We start from the raw sequence: 23,658 nt of genomic DNA, 5'->3' as shown, positions 1-23,658 counted from the left end.
GTCTCCCCGCGGAATCCACTCCAGAAAGGATGAATCTACATGATGAAGAAAAAATGGTGTAAACTAGCAGCTCTTGCCCTTACCTGCGGCAGCCTTCTTGCAGCAGGCTGCGGTGGCGGCGGTGACAAGAAAGAAGCCGCTTCGGGCGGCAAGAAAGTTTCAGGCAATGTCATGGTCTATACGTCCATGTATCCTGATGTCGTCAATTCCCGTGTGAAACCAGCTGTTCAAAAGGCGTTTCCCGACTTAAAGGTTAATTGGTTCCAAGGCGGTACAGAAAAGATCAAGACAAAGATTGCCGGGGAAATCAAGGCAGACAAGATCAGCGACGACGTCCTCATGGTTGCTGACCCATCCTATTATATCTATCTCAAGGAAAAGGGTCTCCTTCTGGATTACAAGTCCCCTGAAATCAAACATCATATCATGGAAGTGGATAAGGATGGCGCTTGGACTTCCGTCCGTGTCTGCAATATGATTATTGCCTACAATAAGGATAAGATTGCAAAGGAAGATATTCCGACAAGCTGGGAAGACTTGACAAATCCAAAGTATAAAGGCCGTATTGCCATGCCGAACCCGCTTCTGTCCGGGACTGCTTATGTTGCTGTTGGAGCCCTTGCTGATAAATTTGGCTGGGAGTATTTTGATCGTTTGAAAGCCAATGGACTCCGTGTTGAAGAAGGCAACAGTGCCATCCAAAATAAACTTCTCACAGGTGAATATATGGCTGCCATCATCTTGGAAGAAAACGTGCTGAAACTCCAGCAGACCAAGAAGGAACCGTTGGAAGTTGTGTATCCGAAGGAAGGGTGCATCCTCATTTCTTCACCGATCGGCATCTTCAAAGCGACAAAGAATCCAGACGGTGCCAAGGCTCTTACGGATTGGTGGCTCAGCAAAGAAGGTCAGGAAGCCGTAACTGCTGGCTGGATGTATTCGGTCCGGGATGATGTGGAAAAACCGCAGGGATCCAAACATACGCTGAAGGAATTGCTCCAGAATGCCATTAAGGTAGATTGGGATAAGCTGACTAAGAATGAAGCCCAAATCAAGGAAGAATTCCGATCTCGCGTCCTCGATAGATAAAAGATCACCTTCCGCAGCCATCGGACTGTGAGCGGGGAGCTGGGGAACATCCTCTGGCCTCCCCGCTTTTTCAAGCGGAAAAGGAGTTTACAGTGAAACGATATCAAATGCCGCGCCTTGACAGTAAGTTTATGGTCATTGCGCTATCTGTCCTCATCCTTCTTTATTTCATTGTACTGCCTCTGGCTGTACTTATTATCGACAGCGTTGTTGTTGATGGACACCTGGACGTGTCGAGTTATCTTACTGTCTATGGACAGGCCGTCAATATGAGGGCCCTGACCAATACGGCGAAAATCTCTATTCTCGTCATGATTCTTTCCGTCCTGATAACCTTTCCTTTGGCCTGGCTTATCGGCCGAACGGATTTGCCGGGACGAAAAAAGTTCCGAACCATCCTTGTTGCCAGTTATATGATTCCCCCTTATGTTGGGGCCATTGCTTGGACGCAGCTTCTTAATCCTGATGTAGGATATCTCAATGCCCTATTGAAAACCATCTTTTCCTTGAGCAAGGCCCCTTTTAATATTTATACGGAAGGTGGACTTATCTGGGTCTTGACCCTCTTTTATTCCCCTTTTGCTTTTATTACCATTTCCCGTGCCATGGAAAAAATGGATCCCACACTGGAAGAAGCTTCCCGCGTTTCCGGCGCTTCGCCGCTTCGTGTCCTGTGGGATGTGACACTGCCGCTCATGGCGCCGAGTATCCTCGCCGGCGGCCTCTTGGTCTTCATTGGGGCTGGTTCTGCTTTTGGAATCCCGGCTATTGTGGGCATGCCAGGCAACATTGAAGTCCTGACAACGCGCATTGTATCCTTCGTCTATATGGGCAACGACAGCGGTATCCGCAATGCGACAACCCTTGCCGTATCGCTTATGATTCTTGCCAATGGTCTGCTCTTTTTCATGACTTGGTTCATGGGACGCAAGGATTATACGACCATTGGCGGAAAAAGCACCCGGCCAGCCTTGGTGGAATTGGGAAAATGGAAAGGTCTTGCTACTTTTCTTGTAGCCGTCTATGCTTTTATAGCCGTAATCCTGCCGTTAGGATCCATTGTCATTACAAGCTTCATGGTGAGCATGTCCAAAGGCCTCAGTCTTGATAATTTTGGCTTTGACGCATGGATACCGGTTCTTGAAAACAGTCAGTATCTCGATTGCATTTGGCGCTCTTTGGGGTATGCTTTCATTGCTGCAACGATTGGCACGATCCTTTCCCTTTTTGTGGCTTATCTATCGGTTAAAACGCACGTGAAGGGGCGCAGTCTCCCAGATCTGCTTGTGATGGTCGGCGGCAGTACGCCCAGCGTTGTTATTGCACTGGCTCTCATCATAACCTTCTCGGGTAACTACGGCTTAAACCTTTATTCCACCATGTGGATCCTCATTGTCAGCTATCTTGTGAAGTATATGACCATGAGTGTTCGTACCATTGCCGCTTCCCTAAGCCAGGTTTCTTCAAGTCTTGAAGAGGCAGGGCTGAACTCTGGTGCGGGCTGGCTTCGCATTTGTAAGGATATTATCATGCCGCTTATTGCTCCTTCCATTGTAGCGGGCTGGTTCCTCATCTTTATGCCTTCCTTTTATGAATTGACCATGTCGAATCTGCTTTATGGCAGTGATACCCAGACCATTGGTGTCCTTCTTTACGAACTGCAGACCTATGCTGATACGCAGAATGCTTCGGTTATGTCTGTTATCATTCTCATCATTGTTATGGTGGGGAACCTCATCTTGAACAAAGTGTCAAAAGGGCACATTGCCATTTAGCAAGGAGGAAAATAAATTATGTCTCAAGTCAAACTCGAGCATCTTTATAAACGTTTTGGAAATGTAACGGCTGTGGGAGATTTCAATCTTGACGTGAAAGATGGGGAGTTCATCTCGTTCCTAGGACCTTCGGGCTGTGGCAAGACGACGACCCTACGGATGATTGCCGGCTTTGAACGTCCCACGGAAGGCTCCATTATCCTGGGGGATACTGTTGTTTCCAGTGCAAGTGAAGGACTTTTTATGGCACCGGAAAAACGGGATATAGGCATGGTCTTCCAATCTTATGCTGTTTGGCCCCATATGACGGTCGCAGAAAACGTAGCCTATCCTTTGAAAATCCAGGGCGTCAGCAAGGCCGAACGGGACCGCCGTGTGGAAGAAGCCCTTAAGATGGTTCACCTTGACCAGTATGGAAGACGCTATCCCAATCAACTTTCTGGCGGGCAGCAGCAGCGCGTGGCTCTTGCTCGTGCGCTCATTGCACATCCTGGCCTACTCCTTTTGGATGAACCTCTTTCAAATCTTGATGCCAAGCTCCGGGAAAGCATGCGCTTTGAAATTTCGACACTCCAAAAAGAGCTGGGCATTACGGTTATTTACGTCACCCACGATCAATCAGAAGCCATGACCATGAGTGATCGCATTGTCGTCATGAATGGTGGCGAAATCCAGCAGATTGGACGCCCTTTTGATGTCTATACCCATCCTGCCAATAAGATGGTGGCTGATTTTATTGGTCTTGTCAATTTCGTACCTGCTGCGATGCGGGGTGATAGGGCCTTTATCAAGAATACTACCGTTTCTTTCCCTAATGAGGCGGGAATTCCTGAAGGAGATGGCATTATTGCTGTTCGTCCTGAAAATGTAAGCCTTTCCAAGAACGGAGGGATGCTTAAGGGGACGGTACGGCATCGTTTCTATATGGGGGATGCTGTTGACTACCGCATTGAGACCGCAGCCGGTATGATCCGCGTCATGACCCATGGCAGTGCGTACCATACTTGGAAAGATGGAGAGGAGATTTATCTTGATTTTCGTGATATAATTCTATTGGGTAACGAAAGAAACAACTATATTATCACTTGATTGGAGGAACTTTTCATGAAAAAAGAGATTGCTACCAAAAATGCCCCTTCCGCGATTGGACCCTATTCCCAGGGGATTGAAGCTTCCGGAACGACGGTTTATGTATCCGGTCAGATTCCTATCGATCCTAAGACGGGCGAGTTTGCTGGCGATGATATCGTCACCCAGACGAAACAATCCTTGACGAATGTCAAGAATATCCTTGCTGAAGCTGGCTGCAGCCTTGATGATGTCGTTAAGACGACGGTCCTTCTTGCGGATATCAAGGACTTTGGACCTATGAATGAAATCTATGGGGAATTCTTCAAAGGTGTTTGTCCGGCTCGTGCCTGCTTCCAGGTAGCGGCGCTTCCTAAAGGTGCCCTTGTGGAAATTGAGGCCTTTGCCGTTAAATAAGAGCTTTCGTTTGGCCGCTGCTTTTTGCAGCGGTCTTTTTTTATTTGGGATACATGTTAGTTAATCCTAATTTATATAACAATAAAGAATACATGAATTATTACAATAAAATGTAATGGAGATGAGCAAAAATTGAGGAACGTTTAGAGTTTCTCGTAAGAATCATCAAGATTTTGGCTTGTTTCAGGAGAAAGAAAAGGCTATAATGACAAGATAAAGAGATTCAAAACTAAAGAATCTCCTAATGAGTTAGCTGTATATTATCTTGGAGAGAGGTGCTATCTATGGAAAGAGAAGATTGGATGCATGTTGGTATGGTTGTGAGCGGTGCTGCTCTGGGGCTTGCGGCCCGTGTCTTTTTCAAGAGCAAATGCATGAAAAAAGCAGCCGTTGGCGCGACGGCTGCTGCCCTGCGCATACAGAAATGCGCTGAAAAAAGTGCGGCCTGCCTCAATGCCCAGGCTGATGACATCGTGGCCCAAGCCAAGGAAGAAAATCGTAAACGGGAAGAAGCGGAACTTGCTGAAATGAAGGCTAAAGAAGACGCCTTGACACCTGTGGAAGATAAGGCCTAAACCCCTATTTCCTAGGAAGAAAGGATGGGACAATCGTGAAATTTCAAATGATTCATGAGGTCCGGGACCGGATCCATGTTCGCTGCTTGTCCGCTAAAGGAGTCCTCTTCCGTGGGTTTGATGCCCGGCAGGGCGCTGTGATCCTTTCCCGCCTGGAAAGGATCAGTGGAGTTTACAAGGTTAAGCTTTACAGTGCATCGGGCGAAGTTGCGATTACCTTTGCTCCGGACAAGAGGGCTTCTCTTCGTCCTATTCTTTTGGACACCTTGGCCTATCTTGACCCCAATGATCCGGGCCTCCAAAAGTCCAGCAAGCATCAGGCGGATGCCCTGATCCTCAATCGGACCTACCGCAATCGTCTGATTTCCCATGTGACGCGTCATTTTGCCTGTAAGTGGTTCCTGCCCATGCCTGTGCGCATGCTCCGTGCCTGGTATCACACCCTAGGCTTTATCCGTAAGGGTGTCAAGAGCCTTCTTTCAGGCAAACTCGATGTACCGGTCCTTGATGCAACAGCCATTACGGCGGCTATGCTTCAAAACGACCTTGGTACAGCCGGCTCGATCATGCTGCTGCTTGGAATTGGAGATATCCTGGAAGAGTGGACCCTAAAAAAATCCGTTCATGATCTGGCTTCCCATATGTCCATTAACGTGGATACCGCATGGAAGGTCCTTGAAAATGGAACGGAAATCGAAGTGCCCTTAACTGAAGTGGAAAAGGGCGATGTCATCAGTGTCAAGATGGGAAGCACCATTCCCCTTGATGGGTTGGTGACGGGCGGTGAAGCCCTCGTGAACCAGGCCTCCATGACAGGTGAATCGATGCCGGTTCGTAAGACCGTCGATGGAACAGTCTTTGCTGGAACCGTTGTGGAAGATGGGGAAATCTGCATCCGGGTGACGGGAACGGTGGGGGATACTCGTTTTGACCGAATCGTTAAGATGATCGAGGATTCGGAAGCTTTTAAATCGAACCTCGAAGGAAGGGCCAATCATTTGGCTGACCGTCTTGTGCCGTGGTGCCTAGGCGGAACCCTCCTGACCTATCTGATCACGCGCAATGTTATGAAGGCCATGGCGGTCCTCATGGTTGACTTTTCCTGCGCGCTCAAACTTTCCATGCCGCTGGCGGTGTTGTCAGCCATGCGTGAATGCAGTACCTACAAGATCACGGTCAAGGGTGGCAAGTTCCTCGAAGCGGTGGCAGAGGCGGATACCATTGTCTTTGATAAGACGGGAACACTGACCCTTGCCAAGCCGAAGGTTGCTGACGTCATTTGCTTTGATGGTTACAGTCGGGAAACGGTCCTTCGCTATGCCGCCTGCTTGGAAGAACATTTTCCCCACTCTGTGGCCAATGCCATTGTGCGTCAAGCTGCCGATGAAGGCATCACCCATGATGAACTCCATAGTAAAGTGGAATACATCGTAGCTCATGGGATTGCTTCCCGTGTCGGGGACAAACGGATTGTCATCGGGTCCCATCACTTCATCTTTGAAGATGAGCACTGCCGTGTCCCGGAGGGTCAGGAAGACCTCTTCGAAAGCCGTTCCCCAGCTTATTCCCATGTCTTTATGGCATTGAACGGGGTCCTTATGGCCATCATCTGCATTTCCGATCCCTTGCGCCCGGAAGCTGTGGAGGTCATGAAGGCGCTGCGCCGCGTTGGCTTCCAGAACCTTGTCATGATGACGGGAGACAGCAAACGGACAGCAGAAAATGTAGCCGCGACGTTGGAGCTTGATCGGTTTTACGCGGAAGTCCTGCCTGAGGAAAAGGCTCAGTTCGTCAAAGCCGCCAAGGCCGAAGGACACCGTGTCGTCATGGTAGGCGACGGTATCAATGATTCCCCTGCCTTGTCTGAAGCAGACGCTGGGATTGCCATTGCCGAAGGGGCTGATATTGCCCGTGAAATTGCCGATATCACCATTTCGGCCCGCGACTTGCATCAGCTCATCGTTCTAAAGGAACTGAGCAACCTGCTCATGAAGCGTGTCAATTTCAACTATGATTTTGTTGTTTCCTTTAATGCCGCGCTGATTGCCCTTGGTGTAGCCGGTATCCTGCCTCCAGCGACAACAGCACTGCTGCACAATGGGTCGACCATTGCCCTCAGCCTTCACAGCATGACGAATCTCAAGAAATTTGTCTAAAAAAGCGGATAAAAGAGACTAAAAGAGCCTAAAAAGGGCCGATGGACGGTCCTTTTTTGTCATGAAAAAGCGGGCACCAGAAGAAAAACTTCTTCTGGTGCCCGCTTGTCAATCAAAGCAGGGAGAGACGCTTCTTGAGAGGCGGCAGGACAATGGAAAGGAGAACCGTTTTTGTGACAACGCCGACCGCGCACTGGAAGAGGCGGGGATACAGCAGGTTCATCATGGGTGTGTGGAAGAGTACGCTCAGCCAGTAGGTGTTGAGGACGAGGCTGACGCCGATTTGGGTAAGGAAGACGGCAAGCAGGATGGCTTTTCGGCTTAGGCTGCGACGAAAAATCAGGCCATAAATATAGCCATCGAGAAAGGAGGAGAGTGTAAAGCCGGGAAAGTAGGGCCCTACGGGGAAAAGAATTGCACCGATGAGGTCACCCAAGGCGCCTGTCAGGCCGCCGGCAAGGGGGCCGCCGATAAGGGCGGCGGCAGCGACAGGCAGGAAACTCAGTCCAATCTTCAAGTTCCATGTGTGAAGGGAGAGAAACCGGGCAAGGATGATTTCCATGGCCGTGCAAAACCCAATAAGGGTGATCCATTTGCCGGAATGGTAGGAATGCTTCTGGTCCATGGCAGGTTCCTTTCGTCAGCGAAGGGCTTCTTTCCTTTTCATGGCAAAGCCCAAGAGGTCAGAAATCAGGCGGGCGGCGAGGTATCCCGTCGTGCCTCCGATATCGTCAAAAGGCGGGGCTACTTCTGTCATGACAATTCCTTTGAGGTCGCTTGACGAGCCAATGGCTTCAAGGATATCGACCGCTTCATCGTAATTGAAACCGCCGAACATGGGGGAACCCGTAGCCGGCGCATAAACGGCATCCATCGCATCGATATCAAAACATACGACAAACTGTTTGGCAAGCCCAAATTCCTTGAGAATCCGGTCAATGCCCAAGCGGCGGACATCGCGGCAGGAATAGATTTGATCTCCATGTTCGCGGGCTTCTTCAAAATCATCGGGACCGCTGCTGCCAATGCCGCGGACACCCAGATGGAGGATTCGTCCCACATAGGGAAGCCCAGCGGCATTTCTCATGGGGGAGCCGTTAAAGAATTTCTGACCGTCAAGAGGTTTGGTCCAATCTAGATGAGCATCAATATGAACGATATCAAAGTTCCCAATGCCTTCCAGACCTTGCAGGACCGGGAAGTCAACGGCGCAGTCACCGCCTAGAACAACGGGAAGGGCCCCTTGTTTCTGGATAATGGAAACGGCACTTTCCAAGTTTGCCATGGTGCCTTTGAGGTCACCGGGGATATAGTCCACATCCCCACAGTCTACAACATGCCAACGTCTGGCATCCATATAGTACTGCTTGCGTTCCGAATCATAGGTGCCGCCCTTTTTGTAGGTAAAGCGGGTTGAACCCAACCGGATTCCGCGAGGGCCAAGACGGCAGCCCGTGCGGCCTTGGATAGCCAGATCGAAGGGGGCGCCAAGGACGGCAACATCAGCATTCAGATGATAGATATCTGTTGCCAGGTCACTTTTTGCAAAGGTCGCAATCCCTGTAGGGGCCATATTGAGAGGTTTTTGAAGGCTATAGTTATCCATATTTCATCATGCTCCTTTTAACTGCATCGCAGGTCTTTCTTTTGCTGTGCTCTCATTATAGGAAGTGGCGCAGGGGAAGTCAATGAAATTGGACACGATTTTGCAATATAGACACTATAATGAAACAAAATCATTGACAAGACAAATGACGATTTCCTATAATGAGGAAAAATCATGATTTATTTGGAAAGGAGCCTGCTCATGGTGGATCAATCTTCTTCCCCTTATGTCAATTCGGTACTGCATGCAGTCAGGATTCTTGAACTTTATGCGGCCCAGCGTCGGGAATCCCTGTCCCTTACGGGAATCAGCAGGGCCCTTTCCCTGCATAAGACGACTGTATATCGGATTCTGCGAACCCTGCAGCATGCCGGCTGGATTGAACAGTCCGAAAAAAGCGGTCAATACAGACTCGGAACGGGAATCCTCATGGTCGCCTCCGCTGTTTCTGTTCACAATACCGTAAAGGACCTCATTACAGAAGCCCTGAACGATTTGTCCGATTGCTTTAATGAGACCGTTGTCGTTTCGACGCTTCTTGGGCACCAAGGTGTCTGCGTGGATATGGTTCAGTCCCGGCACCGCCTTTCTGTCATGGGCCATAAGGGGTATATCGTGCCCCTTCATATTGGTGCGTCGGGTAAGATGCTTCTTGCTATGCAGGATGAAAGCCTTCGGGATACGCTCATTGGGGAGCTCTTTACAGAAAAGACCAAGCAGCGGATCCTCAAAAATCAGCTCCTTGCTATTCTCCAGGATGGCTATGCTGTTTCCCGGGGCGAAGTTGACGAAGGCGTGGCGGCTGTAGCTGTGCCCCTTCATTTGGGACAGAAGGGATATGTCATCAGTCTATCCGGGCCGGAAGCGCGCCTTGAAACAATTGGTCTTTCCCGCATCCGGGATACACTGCTTAAGACCGTCAGGAACCTGGAACAAAAAGGACGTATGCTGAAGTCATAACTCAAAAGGCTATGAAGGTGTCATTGCATCTTCATAGCCTTTTGAGTTATCTTATAGCCATTCCTGCAGGATATAATAGACCGTACCACCGCAGATGGTAGCAGCTCCCAAGGACTTTGCCCGAATGACGATGGGAGCAATGAAGAGGGTCGTTAACAGGGGAATATTGTCAAGGGAAAGATAGATCGCTCCATCTTTTAATAAAAGATCGGGGAAAACCAAAATCCCAAAATGGCAAGCGGGACAAAATGGAGCCACTTGGTAGATCAAAGGGGAAGTGTGCGGGTTTTGAGCAGTACCATAGGAAAGAAGCGGGGCAGGAACGTGGCAAGGGCCATGGCAAAGATGGCACCCATTGCATAGGTATTGTGTAGCTATTAGCAAGACGGAAGGATTCCCAAAAATCATTCATGGCGTGCCTCCTTTTTCCTAGTAAGGACAGTGAAGGAAATGGAGGCTGTTAGGTTTGTCAGAACGATGTGCAGCTTGAAGGGAATGAACGTTGAAAAAAGACAGATATGAGACCGGAGGCAATGCCTGCCGTGACAAGGATCCGTGAACCCACATAGTTTGACCCGATGCCAAGGAACATGGCCGTAAGGATATAGGAAACAAGGGCCAGGCACAAGTTGGAGAAAGATCCCTAAATAGTAGCCTAAGGAACTGGAAATGGACCGGTCCAGCATACTGATGAGGTTGATTGTTTGGTCCTCCTCCGGTGATCCGTCTTCATTACCCTTAACAGCTACTAGGTTGAAGGCAAAGCATTCATCCGTCAGTCCATAAGCAAAAAGGGGGGAAAGATCCCGCTTTTCTTGCGAACATAGGGGGCCAGGACTGATGTAAACAAAGCGTTTCGAAGACTGGTGACAAAGACCGTCAAAATGATGGATAAGAAGGAAGCCCCATCATCATGGCCATACCAATGAACTCGGGACTGTCGCCATAGATAGGGATCCTCATGGCAAAGAGGGTCGCCGGCATGAGTCCTGCTTTTTGATCAAGCCTGCTGCAGGCGAACCCCAGGACCGTGTAGCCTATGAGAATGGGTAGGCCTTTTTGGAATACATGAGCAGAAAAACAAAGCGAATGAAACACTTTACGATTTTGTTTGAGAGGAAGGAAATCTGTGTGGTCTAAGAAATACAAAAAAAATTTTACTTGCATTAAAAAAATAAATGAATTATATTTAATAAGTTAATTATTGAAAGGTCTTTTGAAGGAAAAGTTCCTCTTATGCTATAATATCTTTGTCGGATATTTTTGCAAAAAGAACCTGAATTATTCGGATAGAGCCTAGGATTCCTTTAATTAGACCCTATCCTCTTTCTTGACCGCTAAAGAATAGGAGTGAAGATAATATGGCAGAAATCAGACCGTTTCGGGCTCTGCGCCCCATTCCGGAACTCATTTGTAAGATTGCTGAATTGCCTTATGATGTGATGAATCAAAAAGAAGCCCGGGACATGCTTCGCCAAAATCCCTTGAGCTTTTTGCAAGTGACCCGTTCAGATGCGGCTTTGCCGGAATCTATTGCGGAGGATGATCCCCAGGTTTATGAAAAAGCAAGGGAAAACCTGGAGACGTATATCAGTCGTGGGGAGATGATCCAAGATTCGACACCCTGCTACTATATTTATCGGCAGCAAATGGGTCCTTATATCCAGATCGGCCTTGTGGCAGTCGCTTCACTTAAGGAATATGAAGACAAGGTCATCCGCAAACATGAACTTACGCGGGAAAAGAAAGAACGGGATCGGGTTCAGCATATCCTAGCGACCAAGGCCCAAACGGGACCTGTTTTTCTTGCTTACAAGAGCAAAGGACAGCTTTCTGCTTTCCTGTTGGACTATATGGGAAACCATACGCCGACCTATGACTTTACCGGAGAAGATGAAGTTCGTCATACCCTGTATATCATGAATGAACCGCTGAAGGTCCAGGAAGTGACTCGTCTTTTTAGGCAGGTCCCGCAGCTTTATATAGCCGATGGCCATCATCGCTGTGAAGCAGCCTATCAAGTCGCCAAGCAATTGGGCGCTCGAAAAGGTCAGACGGGAACCGAGGAATACAATTATGTCCTGTCAGTTATCTTTCCGTCATCCATGCTTCATATCCTGCCTTATCATCGTTTGATTCGCGACTTGGGCGGACTTACGGCGGAAGATTTCCTGAAGAAAGTGAGTGTTTCTTTTGACGTGGAGGACCTGACACGGCCTGCTGAACCATCTGTTCCCCATACATTTTGCCTCTATCTTGGCGGCAAATGGCGGCGTCTCACGGCCAAAGAAGGCACGTATGATGCCGCTGACCCCATTAAGAGCCTAGATACCAGCATCCTCCAGGACCTTCTCCTTTCGGCAATCTTGGGCATCAAGGATCCTCGAAAGGATCCCCGTCTTGATTTCATGGGCGGTATCCGAGGGCTGAAAGGTCTTATGGATGCCGTAGACAGCGGCGCCTTTATGGCTGCGATTGCCATGTATCCAACGACTATGGAAGAACTCATCCGCGTTGCCGACGCGGGACTGATCATGCCGCCCAAATCAACTTGGTTCGAGCCAAAACTGCGGGATGCCATGACCATTCATTTGATAGGAGATGAACAAGATGGGAAGAATCTTTAATTTTGGTGCAGGACCCTCCATGCTCCCGCTGCCTGTATTGGAACAGGCCCAAGCAGAACTGCTTGATTATAAGGGAAGTGGTATGTCTGTTATGGAAATTAGTCATCGCTCTGATCTTTTTGAAGACATCAACCATGAAGCACAGAAAGATATCAAGACCCTTTTGCATCTGGATGATAATTGGAGCGTCATGTTTATGGGTGGAGGCGGTACGCTGCAGTTTTCCATGATCCCTATGAACTTCCTGATGCCAGGGAAAGTCGGTGCCTATGCCGACACGGGCAATTTTGCCCATAAAGCCATGTTGGAAGCGGACAAGATTGGAGAAACGGCCGTTGCCTATTCAAGCCGCAGCACCGGTTATGATCGGGTGCCCAAAAAGGGCGAGATCCAGATGCCTCATCAGGCGGCATACCTTTATATCAATTCCAACAACACGGTCTATGGAACAGAATATCATGAATATCCTGAGACGGGACATGTGCCCCTTATTGCAGATTTTTCATCCGATTTCCTGAGCCGTCCTGTCCCTATGGATCGCTTCTCCCTCGTTTATGGCGGGGCCCAGAAAAATATTGGACCTGCCGGCGTGACTGTCGTTATAGGGAAAAAGAGCTTCCTGCGCGGAAGGGACAGCCGCCTTCCCCTTATGCTGAACTACGAGACGTTCATGGATCATGATTCGACCTATAATACGCCGCCTGTCTACGGAATCTATATCGTCGGTCTTGTGGCCAAATGGCTCCTTGCACAAGGGGGGCTGGAAGCTATGGCGGTCCGCAATGCCAGAAAGAGCAAGATCGTTTATGATGTAATCGACGCTTATCCTGACTTTTATGTAGGTCGGGCCCAGAAGGATAGTCGGTCCCTCATGAATGCGACCTTTAATCTGCCCACGTCGGAGCTGGAAGCCCTTTTTGTGGAAAGCGCCGCCCAAAATGGGATGGTGGGCCTTAAAGGGCACCGCGTTTCCGGAGGAATCCGGGCTTCTATGTATAATGCCATGCCGCAGGAAGGATGCGAAACCTTGGCTGCTTTCATGGATGATTTCTATCGGCGCCACCGCTGATTATGTTGATCAAAGACCTCTTACGTACAGTTTCCGTACGTGGGAGGTCTTTGATGTCCCGCGAAAAGTAAGGACCGCGGAACGTCGATGAAACCTTGTTGGGGCGTGCGGATTTTTGTCATTGACGGAACCTGATGTATCTGTAATAATAAAAGCAACAATTGATAAAATCGATAATTATAAGAACTTTACGACAGCAAGGAGGTGCTCCCATGAAAGGATATGCTATGTTGAAAATCGGTGAATCCGGATGGATCGAAAAAGAACGGCCTGTCTGCGGTCCTCTTGATGCGATTTGCCGCCCTATCGCGGTTGCCATCTGTTCTTCCGATGTTCACACCTTATGGTCCGGAGCCATTGGCGAACGGCACAACATGATCTTGGGCCATGAATGCTGCGCTGAAGTTGTAGAAGTGGGCAGCTTGGTCAAGGATTTCAAGCCGGGGGACCGGGTCCTTGTTCCGGCCATTACGCCGGATTGGAGTTCCGCCGCTGCCCAGGCTGGGTGGCAGCAGCATTCAGGCGGTATGCTCGGCGGTTGGAAATTCTCCAATTATAAAGATGGTGTCTTTGCTGATTTCTTCCATGTCAATGATGCGGATGGCAACCTGGCCCATCTGCCGGAGGGCATGGATCCTGTTGACGCATGCATCATGTCTGATATGGTTCCGACGGGCTTCCACGCCGTCGAACAGGCTGATGTCCAGTTTGGCGATACGGTCCTTGTCATCGGTATTGGTCCTGTGGGCCTCATGGCGGTCCGTGCCTGCGCCCTGAGAGGGGCCAGCCGTATCATGGCGGTGGGGACGCGTCCTGTCTGTATGGAAGTGGCCAAAGCTTATGGGGCTGATGAATTTATCAGCTACAAGGATGGCCCCATCTTTGCACAGGTCTTGGAACGGACAAATGGCGCCGGTGTGGACCGCGTCTGCATTGCCGGCGGCAACGTGGATACCTTCAGCGAAGCCATCAAGTGCCTGAAGCCAGGCGGACGGATTGGCAACGTTAACTACCTCGGTTCCGGAGACTATGTCAAGATCCCTCGCGTGGAATGGGGCGCTGGCATGTCGAACAAGACCATTTCCGGCGGTCTCATGCCGGGCGGACGGCTGCGCATGGAAAAACTGGCGAGCCTTGTCACGAGCGGTCGCCTCGATCTCCATAAGGAAGTCACCCACGTCTTTGAAGGCATGGATCACGTCGAAGAAGCGCTCTTTATGATGCGCGATAAACCGCGGGATCTCATCAAACCGGTCGTCATTTGGAAATAATAAGCAGCAAAGGGGAGGGGATGGGGCCCTCCTTTTTCCATCCAGGAGGCTATCATGAAAGTCCTTATTGTATCCGGATTCCTCGGCGCTGGAAAAACCTCCTTTATCCGCCATATGACGGACACCCTCCTTGATGTGGATTTTGTCATTTTTGAAAATGAAATTGGCGAAACGGATATCGATGTCAAGGTCCTCCAGGAGGGGGAACGGAGCCTGAACGTCTATGAAATGACGGAAAACTGCGTCTGCTGTACGGGAAAAGCTGATTTTCTCACAAACCTCATGACCATCCTTTCCGCCCTGGACCCGGAAGTCCTCATCGTCGAGCCCACAGGAGCGGCTAGACTCAGCATCCTCATGGCAGCCATCGAAGGGCTTTTCTATGACGCCATCGACCTCCTGCCTCCCATAACGATTGTGGACGCAACGACCTTCTTTATGGAAAAGGACCGCTTCAGTGATCTTCGCTTGGAACAGATTCGCCATGCCTCCGTCCTCATCCTCTCAAAATCAGAGCATCTGGAAGAAAGCGAGATTGCCCGCTTCCACAAGGCCCTCCATGAGCTTTCTCCCGAGGCAGAAATTATAACAGGCGACTACACGGCCCTGCCGGACGCTTTTTTTCGGCGCCGTTTGGAGCGGCAGCGGAAAAAAGAAAATCCTGGGACCTGCGGGGAAAAAGGGGAAGAAGCTCACCACAGTCATGGCCCTGGACACACTCATGAGGACTGCCATCACGAGGAAAATCCTGTGGAAACGGTTACCTTGACGGACGTTTTTGTACGCCATCCTCTTTATCTCATGCGCTTTTTGGACCTTGTGACCAAAGGAGCTTTTGGCAGGATTCCCCGGGCCAAGGGGTATCTTCCCTGCGGAGGGGACTGGGTCCGCTTTGACCTCGTGGAAGACCACTGGATGATTTCCGGCTTTTCCCCGCAGGAAGGCGCGAATGTCACTCTTATTGGAAAAGAACTTGATGAAGGGGCGGTACGCGATTATTTTGCAAATATAGCCGATTGATGACCAAGAAACCTCCTGGGCCTAACAAGCCGAGGAGGTTTGTCACATGAACGTCACTTGACAGGAACGGGCAAAATCCGCTACAATCGAAATGTACCCATACGGGGTATGCTTTTTTCAACTCAATTAGAAAGTGTGGGAAACCTATGAAAAAAATCTTGCTTGTCCTTCTTGCTGTTGTCGTCCTTATCGGGGGCACCTTGATGGGTAGTTACAATGGGCTTGTCAGTGCCAATGAACAGGTAACGGGCCAGTGGAGCCAAGTAGAAAACCAGCTCCAGCGCCGCAATGATCTCATTCCCAACCTTGTGAATACGGTTAAGGGCTATGCCGCTCATGAGACGCAGGTCTATGCCGATGTGGCAAATGCTCGGGCTAAACTGGCCGGTGCGCGGAATGTCTCTGATGCCGCGGCAGCAAGCGGAGAACTCGATGGGGCCCTGTCCCGTCTTCTTGCCATTGCTGAAAACTATCCGGACCTTAAGAGCAATACGAACTTCCTTCAGCTCCAGGATGAATTGGCAGGGACGGAAAACCGCATTGCTGTAGCCCGCCGTGACTACAACCAGTCCGTCCAGACCTTCAATGCCAAGATCAAATCCTTCCCGACAAACATCCTTGCTGGTATGTTTGGTTTTACGGACCGGGATTATTTCAAGGCTGATGAAGGGGCCAAGACGGTTCCGCAGGTGAAGTTCTAAGGTCATCGAGGGAAGGAGACATTCCCATGAAAAAGAAACTCTTATGGCTGCTCCTTGTCCTCCAGGTGATTTTTTTCCTGCCTTGGGGTTTGGGGCAGGCCGCCGGGATTCCGCCCAAACCGGCGCGGGATATTTATGTCGTCGATGAGGCAGGCGTCCTTTCCAGTCGGACGAAACAGATCATCCTCGCCTATAGTTCCGCCCTTGCCAAAAGGACCAAGACACAGGTCGTTGTCCTTACCGTGCCGACCCTTGACGGGGAAAGCATAGAAGACTATGGGCTTTCTGTTCTGCGCGAATGGGGCATTGGCGATAAAAAAGAAAATAATGGCGTTCTCCTTCTTGTAGCCACCAAGGACCGAAAGAGCCGCATTGAAGTGGGCTATGGTCTGGAAGGCGTCCTTCCTGACGGCCTCACAGGGCGAATCCAGGATCAGTACATGCTGCCTTCCTTCCGTAAGGGTAATTATGACGAAGGAATCCTGAACGGCTATTCCGCCGTCCTCCAGACCGTGGCGAAAGGCTATGGCCTGAGTGTCAAGGACCTTCCCGTAGAAGGAACGAGCCAGCCCCAGCCCCAGGAACAATCGGAAGGTCTGCCTTTTTTGACGCGGCTTATCCTTTTTGGGGGTATTGTGCTGCTCTTTTTGGTGGACCGCCTGCTCTTTGGCGGTGCCATCTTCCGAACCTTGCTCTACCTTTTCTTCTTTCGCGGCGGTGGCCGCGGCGGTGGCTTTGGCGGGGGCGGCGGCTTCGGTGGAGGCAGTTTTGGCGGCGGCTCCGGTGGGGGCGGCGGTTCCAGTCGTAGCTGGTAACAAAGAAACGTACTCATGGATTTCCACGGGTACGTTTTTGTCTATCTGGGAATGGGTTTTTGGACAAATAAAAATGACTGCCCAATAGAGCAGCCATTTTTAGGTTTGACTTATTTGTAGGTCAGTTCCTGATAGCCAATGTAGCAGGTTGCCGGGTTCAGCAGGGCTTCTCCCGTAAAGGCATCGGTTTCAAAGGTGGCTTTGTAGACAACAAAGGGGGTGCCATCCTTATCATCGGTTTTTTTCGTGACGACGATGTTGCGGGCGTCAGCATAACGAGCCTTGATGGCTTCCTTGACGTCTTCTTCCGTCTTCGAAACGGTGACACTGCCAGGATAGTTGGAGCTCTTGACTTCGACTTCCTTGACTTTCTGGGTGGCTCGATCGACTTCGACTTCATAGCGTTCCAAGGTGTCAGGATCCAGGAATTCCAGCTCGAATTCATTGTCATCAGTCTTGGCACTGACAAGTTTGGCCGCTGCAGGAACGACTTTCTGGGCGTTTGTTACAGCCGTCTGTTTGGCTGCAATCGTAGTAGAAACGCCAGCAGCAAAGGCGGGGACGGTGCCAGCAAAGGTACCGGAAAGAACAGCAGCAACAGCCGCGGTTACAGCATATTTTTTCATGTTCATGGATATACACTCCTCTCAAATCACATGTAATTATTATACGATAAGAAAGATGAAGGAACTATGAAAAGCTGAGAATTTCACGAATTTGACGCAAAGACAACGAAAATAAGAAATTATTATGTAATATTTATTACAAAATATTAGAAGCGGAAATCTCTTTCCCCGTGAATGATTTTATCTAGGTAAGCTTGGCAGGTACTCCGAACCTGGGGATTGGGAATCTTATCCAGCTCCTTTGCAATGACGTCTTCTCCCTTTTTGCGAGTATCATCCGAGGCGTAGTCTACAAGATACTCTTTCAGCGTAAGGAGGGCATTTGGCTGGCAACAGTTGGAGATTTCCCCTGTCTTGGCAAGGGACATGAAGCGATCTCCTGTTCGACCGGCTCGGTAGCAGGCCGTACAGAAGCTCGGGATGTACCCGTCCGTCAGGAGCCAGTTGATGACTTCATCCAAAGTTCGATTGTCGTTCACTTCAAACTGGGCAGAATCTTCTTCCTCTTCTTCGGCATAACCGCCGACACTCGTACGGGAAGCCCCGCTGATCTGGGAAACCCCGACTTCGATGACGGAAGCACGGGTTTTGGCAGATTCACGGGTCGATATGATGATACCTGTATAGGGAACCGTGATACGAAGGATGGCAATGATTTTTTTGAAGAGGTCATCGGAAATGGAGTTGGGGAACGCATCCACGGAAATATCATCAGCCGGACGAATGCGGGGAACGCTGATGGTGTGGGGGCCAACACCGAAGACGGCTTCCAGGTGTTCCTTATGCATGAGAAGGCCGGCAAAGTCATACCGATAGTTGTTGAGTCCATAAAGGACACCGACTCCAACGTCGTCAATCCCCCCTGTCATGGCACGGTCCATGGCTTCCGTGTGATAAGCATAGTCATGCTTGGGTCCATGGGGATGCAGGATTTCGTAATTTTTCCGATGGTAGGTTTCCTGGAAGAGGATATAGGTGCCAATGCCTGCTTCTTTGAGCTTACGGTAATTTTCCACGGTTGTCGCGGCGATGTTGACATTGACGCGGCGAATAGCCCCGTTTTTATGTTTGATACTGTAAATAGTATGGATACTTTCAAGAACGTATTCAATCGGATTGTTGACAGGGTCCTCGCCTGTTTCAAGGGCCAGGCGCTTGTGCCCCATATCCTGCAGGGCCGTCACTTCCCGGACAATTTCTTCCTGCGTCAGTTTCTTCCGGGCGATGTGTCGGTTCTTGGCATGATAGGGACAGTAGACACACCCATTGATACAGTAGTTTGAAAGATAAAGGGGCGCAAATAGGACGATGCGCTGACCATAGATCTTATCCTTGATCTTACGGGCAAGGTCATAGATGGCTTCCGTCACGTCCGAGTCCTCGCTCTTAAGGAGCACGGAGGCTTCCCGATGGCTCAGGCCTTTCAGGTGGCTGGCTTTTTCAACAAGGGACAGGCAGAATTCCTTGTCTTGACTCTTTTCGTCAGCATAGGCGAGGGTTTCCATGATTTCCTCGTGGTTAATGAATTCATCAGCTTTCGAGGAGGCGGGGTTGTAGGGAATGGTCATAGTGGATGATTCTCTCCTTTGGATGGTTGATTTCCCAAACAGTGGTGTGGGCACAAAAAAAGCATGCCAAAAAGGCATGCAAACAGAATCGGTCCATTCACTGCCTTAGTACTTGGGGGTCCTTGTACGCAGGGAGTTTTTGTTATTTTACTGCAAAAATAAAAGTTATGCAACAAAAAGAGGTTGTGAAAAATGAACGGTGCACTTTTTACAGCCTCTTTTTTTACGGCATTGTTTCCATTCTTAAGCAGTGGGGGCACGTAATGGCAGCGAATCGGATTGATTTTTGCTCCGAGTAAGAAAAGAGGATTATCAGGACAAGGCGACGTCAAGGACCATCATGACGGAAAATCCTAAGGAAAAGCATAGGACACCAATGTCAGAGTGGTGGCCTTGGCTCATTTCCGGAATGAGCTCTTCGACGACGACATAGAGCATGGCACCGGCGGCAAAGCTCAAGAAATAAGGCATGAGAGGAATGATCTGCGTGGCAAAGTAAATGGTTAGAACCGCGCCGATGGGTTCAACAATGCCCGAGAGGATACCGTAGAAAGCCGCTTTTTTAAGGCTCCAGCCTCGTTCGTAAAGGGGCATGGAAATGATGGCCCCTTCCGGTACGTTCTGGATGGCAATCCCGAGGGAAAGGGCGAGGGCCGCGGACAGGGAAATGAGGGAATTGCCGCTTGCATAACCGGCGTAGACGACACCAACCGCCATTCCTTCCGGAATGTTGTGAATCGTGACGGCAAGGAGCATGAGGAGAGTCTTATCGAGTTTTGTCACAGGGCCTTCCGGTTCCGTACTCATCTGGTGCAGATGGGGGATGGCATGATCTAGGATAAGAAGAAAGAAGACCCCAATCCAAAAGCCAATGAAGCTTGGCAGAAAGGCCCAGCGGCCGAGGGCTTGTGAAAATTCCAGAGCCGGTGCGAGAAGGCTCCAGAAAGAAGCCGCCGTCATGACCCCGGCCGCAAATCCCGTGAGCGCCCGGTTTACTTTTTCGCTGAGTCCTTTTTTCAGGAAAAAAACGAAGCAGGCGCCGAGGCTTGTTCCCATAAAGGGGATGATGACGCCCCAGAAAACAGAACCATTCATGGCTTAGCCAAAAAGGCGGGAGAAGAAGCCTTTCTTTTCATAAGGCTCGGTCTTCATGCCTTTATAGGTGTAGCCTGTCTCATCAATGGCCTTTTTGATCACGGCTTCCTCGACAGGGGTTTCTGTCACAAAAGTGGCTTCTTTCTTGGAACGGGAAGCTGATACGTGGGCGGCATGGGGGAAAGCGTGCCGAATCGTATCGGCAATATGGGCTTCGCACATCCCACAGGACATGCCTTCAATATGGATGATGTTTTTTACCATAAGGGTCACTCCTTCTTTAGATTGCAAGAAAAGTTAGTTATACCTAACAAGAGTATAGTATAGCCAGCCTGCCCCTTTTGTCAATTGGGAACCTTCGAAAAGGACAATAAAAAACCGTGGAACGTCTGTTCCACGGCTGAATTCAATTGGTGGCCCCGGAGTGATTCGAACACTCGACCTTTTGGTTCGTAGCCAAACGCTCTATCCAGCTGAGCTACGGAGTCATAACCGAACAGTCATTATTGTACTCGATGGTCTTATTTTTGTCAACGCTTTTTTTAAAATATTTTCCTGGGTCAGTATTCCCTTGCAAAGGGTTCCCTGTTTTTTATCGGCAAGCCGTTTTCTTGGCCTTTTGTTTCTTTTGTTACTTGCTATGCGCCTAGGCCCGTATTTCATAGGGAAAAGGGGCTCCTCGTGGTAATTTTACTGGCTTTATTGTATAATAAAACCCTACATTTCCATTATTTTTATGTTTTTAGGAAGGATACAATCATGTTATTTACGGATAAAGCTAGGATCTATGTAGAAGCAGGAAGCGGCGGCGACGGAGCTTCCAGTTTTCGGCGTGAGAAATTTGTCGCTCACGGCGGTCCTGACGGCGGTAACGGCGGACGCGGTGGGAGTGTTTATCTGGTAGCCTATAAGGATCTCAATACCCTTGTTGATTTTCGCTATAAACGAAAATTTGTTGCTTCCCGCGGCGGCAATGGTTCGGCCAAAAACTGCACAGGTCCCAAGGCTCCCGATGTGGAAGTCAAGGTACCGATGGGCACTGTTGTCATTGATGATGCAACGGGGGTCGTCTTGGCGGACCTTTCCCACGAAGGGGACCGTTTCCTTGCTGCTAAGGGCGGACGCGGCGGTAAAGGCAATGCCTGCTATGTGACAAGTACCAAACAGGGCGTGACCTTCGCGGAAAAAGGTGAGCCGGGGACTAAAGGTTGGCTGCGCCTAGAGCTGAAACTATTGGCCGATGTCGGTATGGTGGGCTATCCCAGTGTGGGCAAATCAAGCATTGTTGCCCGTGTTTCAGCGGCACGACCAGAGGTTGCGGCCTATCATTTTACGACGCTGACTCCTGTCCTTGGCGTGGTGCGCCTTGATGAGGAAAACTCATTTGTCCTTGCCGATCTGCCTGGACTTATTGATGGGGCCAGCAAAGGGGTCGGTCTGGGGCATGACTTCCTGCGTCATATAGAACGGACGCGGGTCATCCTTCATATTGTCGATACAAGCGGCAGTGAAGGACGTGACCCTGTGGAAGATTTCAAGAAAATCAATGAGGAATTGGCCCTTTACAGTGACAAACTGGTCAAACGGCCCCAACTTGTCGTTGCCAATAAGATGGATTTGCCTGGAGCAGAAGAAAATTATCCTGCCTTGGAAAAATATGTTACGGAAAAGGGCTATCCCATCATGAAAGCATCAGCTGCAACGGGTGATGGATTGCGTACCGTCATGTATAAGGCTTTTGAAATGCTTCAAAAGGCCCCGCGGGACGAGGAGATGCTGGAAGTGGGGCACCTCAAGGAAGTGGATCCCGATTCATTTGAGATCCTTACGGATGCAGAGGACGCTGATTTTGAAGTCAAGGGCAAGAACATTGAGCGCCTTGTGGCCATGACCAATTTTGATAACGAAGAAGCGGTGTACCGGTTCCAGCTCATCTGGCGCCGTCTCGGCATTGAAAAGGCCCTGAAGGAAAAGGGCATTGAAGAAGGACAGTCAGTCAAGATCGGTGACATGATCTTTGAGTTTGAGGATCGTTACTGAGGGTCCCCAACGCAGGTATCCCAAACGAGTAGGAATAGGAAGGTGAGCAGATGGAAAGGGAAAAACTGGCAAAGGCAAAACGGATTGTCATCAAGGTAGGTTCGAGTACCATTACCTACCCCAATGGCAAGGTCAATTACGAAAAGATTGAAAAGCTGGCAAGGATTATGGCGGATCTGCAGAACAGCGGCCATGAAATGATCCTTGTTTCCAGCGGTGCCGGTGCTGTTGGCGTTGGCCGCCTAAAATTTGAGGGAAAGCCCAAGGACATGCCAGGTAAACAGGCCTGCGCCGCCGTGGGACAGGGTATTTTGATGCATATTTATGAGCGGCTTTTTGCCGAGTATGGCCAGACCGTGGCCCAGGTCCTCCTGACCCGTGCGGACACGCTTGACCGCCATCATTATGCCAATTCCCGCAATACCTTCCAAAAACTGCTTGAATGGGGCGTCATTCCGGTTGTCAATGAAAACGACGTTGTCGCTATTGATGAGTTCAAGATTGGTGACAATGACAATCTTTCCGCCTTGGTAGCCGGAATCGTCGACGCTGATGTCGATATCCTTCTTTCTGATGTGGACGGTCTTTATACTGCCAATCCTCAGAGCCATCCTGATGCCCGCCTCATTTCGGAGGTGCCCGAAATCACTCCGGAACTGGAAGCCATGGCCGGCGGTGCTGGTTCCAAGAATGGGACTGGCGGGATGATTACGAAAATTCAAGCGGCAAAGGTCGCCAATTCTTCGGGGATTGCCCTTGTCATTGCTTCCGGGGAAGACCCGGAGGTGCTGCGCCAGATCCTTCGGGGAGATGCCGTGGGGACCCTTTTTGTTCCCCATATTTCTCATCTCCAGGCCCGGAAACAGTGGCTGGCTTTTGGCGCTAAGGTGGAGGGTGCGCTCATTGTCGATGCTGGCCTTGAAAAGGCCCTCAAGCAAAAAGGCAGCTGCAGCATTCTTCCGGTCGGCATCAAGGCTGTCAGAGGGGACTTTGAAAGCGGCGTGACTGTTAGCGTGGCTGATGAAAAGGGACATGAACTGGCTCGGGGACTTGTAAACTACGATGCCCAGGAGATCCGTAAGATCCTTGGGAAAAAGACGGGCGATGTGGAATCAGTTCTGGGCTATATCCATACGGATGAAGTCATCCACCGAGATAATCTCGTCATCATGTAAGGAGG

General features: G+C 49.9%; 21 protein-coding genes, 1 tRNA gene and 1 pseudogene. 15 read left to right on the top strand and 8 right to left on the bottom strand.

What is annotated here, in order from left to right; translation table 11 throughout:
* Positions 1-39: 39 nt before the first annotated feature.
* The 6 genes from DW817_RS02095 (at position 40) to DW817_RS02070 (ending at position 7,080) form a co-directional block, all read left to right on the top strand.
* A complete protein-coding gene (locus tag DW817_RS02095) occupies positions 40-1,089 on the top strand; it encodes an ABC transporter substrate-binding protein (RefSeq protein WP_009015049.1) in 1,050 nt (349 codons plus the stop codon).
* 92 nt (positions 1,090-1,181) lie between these two features.
* Complete coding sequence (locus tag DW817_RS02090) at positions 1,182-2,864, top strand: iron ABC transporter permease (protein WP_009015048.1); 1,683 nt, start codon at positions 1,182-1,184, stop codon at positions 2,862-2,864.
* An 18-nt stretch (positions 2,865-2,882) separates the two neighbouring features.
* The gene (locus tag DW817_RS02085) at positions 2,883-3,953 is read left to right on the top strand and encodes an ABC transporter ATP-binding protein (RefSeq protein ID WP_014128068.1); all 1,071 of its coding nucleotides are present in this window, start codon (positions 2,883-2,885) and stop codon (positions 3,951-3,953) included.
* Positions 3,954-3,968: 15 nt separating this feature from the next.
* The gene (locus tag DW817_RS02080; RefSeq protein WP_016459829.1) at positions 3,969-4,349 is read left to right on the top strand and encodes a RidA family protein; all 381 of its coding nucleotides are present in this window, start codon (positions 3,969-3,971) and stop codon (positions 4,347-4,349) included.
* 284 nt (positions 4,350-4,633) lie between these two features.
* Positions 4,634-4,924, top strand: a complete 291-nt coding sequence (locus DW817_RS02075) for a DUF6110 family protein (protein WP_014128069.1) — start codon at positions 4,634-4,636, stop codon at positions 4,922-4,924.
* Positions 4,925-4,959: 35 nt separating this feature from the next.
* Positions 4,960-7,080, top strand: a complete 2,121-nt coding sequence (locus DW817_RS02070) for a heavy metal translocating P-type ATPase (protein WP_021737361.1) — start codon at positions 4,960-4,962, stop codon at positions 7,078-7,080.
* A gap of 112 nt (positions 7,081-7,192) precedes the next feature.
* Here the strand turns inward: DW817_RS02070 and DW817_RS02065 are convergent, their stop codons facing one another.
* Complete coding sequence (locus DW817_RS02065; RefSeq protein ID WP_009016253.1) at positions 7,193-7,705, bottom strand: folate family ECF transporter S component; 513 nt, start codon at positions 7,703-7,705, stop codon at positions 7,193-7,195.
* Between the two features lie 15 nt (positions 7,706-7,720).
* A complete protein-coding gene (locus DW817_RS02060) occupies positions 7,721-8,686 on the bottom strand; it encodes an agmatinase (RefSeq protein WP_009016254.1) in 966 nt (321 codons plus the stop codon).
* A 174-nt stretch (positions 8,687-8,860) separates the two neighbouring features.
* On the opposite strand from DW817_RS02060, the gene DW817_RS02055 reads away from it, so the two are divergent.
* Positions 8,861-9,646: an IclR family transcriptional regulator gene (locus DW817_RS02055; protein WP_009016255.1), complete on the top strand. Its 786-nt coding sequence runs from the start codon at positions 8,861-8,863 to the stop codon at positions 9,644-9,646.
* A gap of 51 nt (positions 9,647-9,697) precedes the next feature.
* Here the strand turns inward: DW817_RS02055 and DW817_RS02050 are convergent.
* Positions 9,698-9,948: pseudogene (locus tag DW817_RS02050) on the bottom strand (AzlD domain-containing protein).
* A 1,059-nt stretch (positions 9,949-11,007) separates the two neighbouring features.
* On the opposite strand from DW817_RS02050, the gene DW817_RS02040 reads away from it, so the two are divergent.
* The 6 genes from DW817_RS02040 (at position 11,008) to DW817_RS02015 (ending at position 17,149) form a co-directional block, all read left to right on the top strand.
* The gene (locus DW817_RS02040; protein ID WP_120110783.1) at positions 11,008-12,273 is read left to right on the top strand and encodes a DUF1015 domain-containing protein; all 1,266 of its coding nucleotides are present in this window, start codon (positions 11,008-11,010) and stop codon (positions 12,271-12,273) included.
* Positions 12,257-13,342: a 3-phosphoserine/phosphohydroxythreonine transaminase gene (gene serC / locus DW817_RS02035; RefSeq protein ID WP_009016259.1), complete on the top strand. Its 1,086-nt coding sequence runs from the start codon at positions 12,257-12,259 to the stop codon at positions 13,340-13,342. Before DW817_RS02040 ends, serC begins: the two co-directional genes overlap by 17 nt.
* Positions 13,343-13,554: 212 nt before the next feature.
* A complete protein-coding gene (locus tag DW817_RS02030) occupies positions 13,555-14,613 on the top strand; it encodes an NAD(P)-dependent alcohol dehydrogenase (RefSeq protein WP_009016260.1) in 1,059 nt (352 codons plus the stop codon).
* A gap of 54 nt (positions 14,614-14,667) precedes the next feature.
* Entirely contained in the window at positions 14,668-15,633 is a 966-nt protein-coding gene (locus DW817_RS02025; RefSeq protein WP_120110779.1) for a GTP-binding protein, read from the top strand.
* 146 nt (positions 15,634-15,779) lie between these two features.
* Positions 15,780-16,334, top strand: coding sequence for a LemA family protein (locus DW817_RS02020; protein WP_009016262.1), 555 nt, complete (start codon positions 15,780-15,782; stop codon positions 16,332-16,334).
* Between the two features lie 26 nt (positions 16,335-16,360).
* Positions 16,361-17,149 (top strand): YgcG family protein, encoded by a 789-nt coding sequence (locus tag DW817_RS02015; RefSeq protein WP_009016263.1) that lies wholly within the window; start codon positions 16,361-16,363, stop codon positions 17,147-17,149.
* 110 nt (positions 17,150-17,259) lie between these two features.
* Here the strand turns inward: DW817_RS02015 and DW817_RS02010 are convergent, their stop codons facing one another.
* From DW817_RS02010 to DW817_RS01985, 5 genes are all read right to left on the bottom strand, one after another.
* Positions 17,260-17,781: a hypothetical protein gene (locus DW817_RS02010; protein ID WP_021736412.1), complete on the bottom strand. Its 522-nt coding sequence runs from the start codon at positions 17,779-17,781 to the stop codon at positions 17,260-17,262.
* Between the two features lie 140 nt (positions 17,782-17,921).
* Positions 17,922-19,343 carry a [FeFe] hydrogenase H-cluster radical SAM maturase HydG gene (gene hydG / locus DW817_RS02005; protein ID WP_009016265.1) on the bottom strand — a complete coding sequence of 474 codons (1,422 nt, stop codon included), beginning with the start codon at positions 19,341-19,343 and terminating at the stop codon, positions 17,922-17,924.
* Positions 19,344-19,655: 312 nt separating this feature from the next.
* The gene (locus tag DW817_RS01995; protein WP_009016021.1) at positions 19,656-20,438 is read right to left on the bottom strand and encodes a ZIP family metal transporter; all 783 of its coding nucleotides are present in this window, start codon (positions 20,436-20,438) and stop codon (positions 19,656-19,658) included.
* A 3-nt stretch (positions 20,439-20,441) separates the two neighbouring features.
* On the bottom strand, positions 20,442-20,702 hold the full coding sequence (locus tag DW817_RS01990; protein ID WP_009016022.1) for a heavy-metal-associated domain-containing protein: 261 nt from the start codon (positions 20,700-20,702) through the stop codon (positions 20,442-20,444).
* 147 nt (positions 20,703-20,849) lie between these two features.
* Positions 20,850-20,926 (bottom strand) — tRNA-Arg (locus DW817_RS01985).
* A gap of 271 nt (positions 20,927-21,197) precedes the next feature.
* Between DW817_RS01985 and obgE the strand changes: the two genes are divergently transcribed.
* On the top strand, positions 21,198-22,478 hold the full coding sequence (gene obgE, locus DW817_RS01980; protein WP_009016023.1) for a GTPase ObgE: 1,281 nt from the start codon (positions 21,198-21,200) through the stop codon (positions 22,476-22,478).
* A gap of 50 nt (positions 22,479-22,528) precedes the next feature.
* Positions 22,529-23,653 (top strand): glutamate 5-kinase, encoded by a 1,125-nt coding sequence (proB, locus tag DW817_RS01975; RefSeq protein ID WP_009016024.1) that lies wholly within the window; start codon positions 22,529-22,531, stop codon positions 23,651-23,653.
* Positions 23,654-23,658: the final 5 nt, after the last annotated feature.

It is taken from the genome of Acidaminococcus sp. AM33-14BH (assembly GCF_003603525.1).
Classification (GTDB): domain Bacteria; phylum Bacillota; class Negativicutes; order Acidaminococcales; family Acidaminococcaceae; genus Acidaminococcus; species Acidaminococcus intestini.
Note: the sequence above shows the minus strand (reverse complement) of the source record. Positions and strands in the feature narration are given on the sequence as shown.

Coding starts and splice junctions, on each gene's coding strand:
- DW817_RS02095 (WP_009015049.1), top strand. CDS start 40: ATGATGAAGAAAAAATGGTGTAAACTAGCAGCTCTTGCCCTTACCTGC.
- DW817_RS02085 (WP_014128068.1), top strand. CDS start 2,883: ATGTCTCAAGTCAAACTCGAGCATCTTTATAAACGTTTTGGAAATGTA.
- DW817_RS02080 (WP_016459829.1), top strand. CDS start 3,969: ATGAAAAAAGAGATTGCTACCAAAAATGCCCCTTCCGCGATTGGACCC.
- DW817_RS02075 (WP_014128069.1), top strand. CDS start 4,634: ATGGAAAGAGAAGATTGGATGCATGTTGGTATGGTTGTGAGCGGTGCT.
- DW817_RS02065 (WP_009016253.1), bottom strand. CDS start 7,705: ATGGACCAGAAGCATTCCTACCATTCCGGCAAATGGATCACCCTTATT.
- DW817_RS02060 (WP_009016254.1), bottom strand. CDS start 8,686: ATGGATAACTATAGCCTTCAAAAACCTCTCAATATGGCCCCTACAGGG.
- DW817_RS02055 (WP_009016255.1), top strand. CDS start 8,861: ATGATTTATTTGGAAAGGAGCCTGCTCATGGTGGATCAATCTTCTTCC.
- DW817_RS02040 (WP_120110783.1), top strand. CDS start 11,008: ATGGCAGAAATCAGACCGTTTCGGGCTCTGCGCCCCATTCCGGAACTC.
- serC (WP_009016259.1), top strand. CDS start 12,257: ATGGGAAGAATCTTTAATTTTGGTGCAGGACCCTCCATGCTCCCGCTG.
- DW817_RS02030 (WP_009016260.1), top strand. CDS start 13,555: ATGAAAGGATATGCTATGTTGAAAATCGGTGAATCCGGATGGATCGAA.
- DW817_RS02025 (WP_120110779.1), top strand. CDS start 14,668: ATGAAAGTCCTTATTGTATCCGGATTCCTCGGCGCTGGAAAAACCTCC.
- DW817_RS02020 (WP_009016262.1), top strand. CDS start 15,780: ATGAAAAAAATCTTGCTTGTCCTTCTTGCTGTTGTCGTCCTTATCGGG.
- DW817_RS02015 (WP_009016263.1), top strand. CDS start 16,361: ATGAAAAAGAAACTCTTATGGCTGCTCCTTGTCCTCCAGGTGATTTTT.
- DW817_RS02010 (WP_021736412.1), bottom strand. CDS start 17,781: ATGAACATGAAAAAATATGCTGTAACCGCGGCTGTTGCTGCTGTTCTT.
- hydG (WP_009016265.1), bottom strand. CDS start 19,343: ATGACCATTCCCTACAACCCCGCCTCCTCGAAAGCTGATGAATTCATT.
- DW817_RS01995 (WP_009016021.1), bottom strand. CDS start 20,438: ATGAATGGTTCTGTTTTCTGGGGCGTCATCATCCCCTTTATGGGAACA.
- DW817_RS01990 (WP_009016022.1), bottom strand. CDS start 20,702: ATGGTAAAAAACATCATCCATATTGAAGGCATGTCCTGTGGGATGTGC.
- obgE (WP_009016023.1), top strand. CDS start 21,198: ATGTTATTTACGGATAAAGCTAGGATCTATGTAGAAGCAGGAAGCGGC.
- proB (WP_009016024.1), top strand. CDS start 22,529: ATGGAAAGGGAAAAACTGGCAAAGGCAAAACGGATTGTCATCAAGGTA.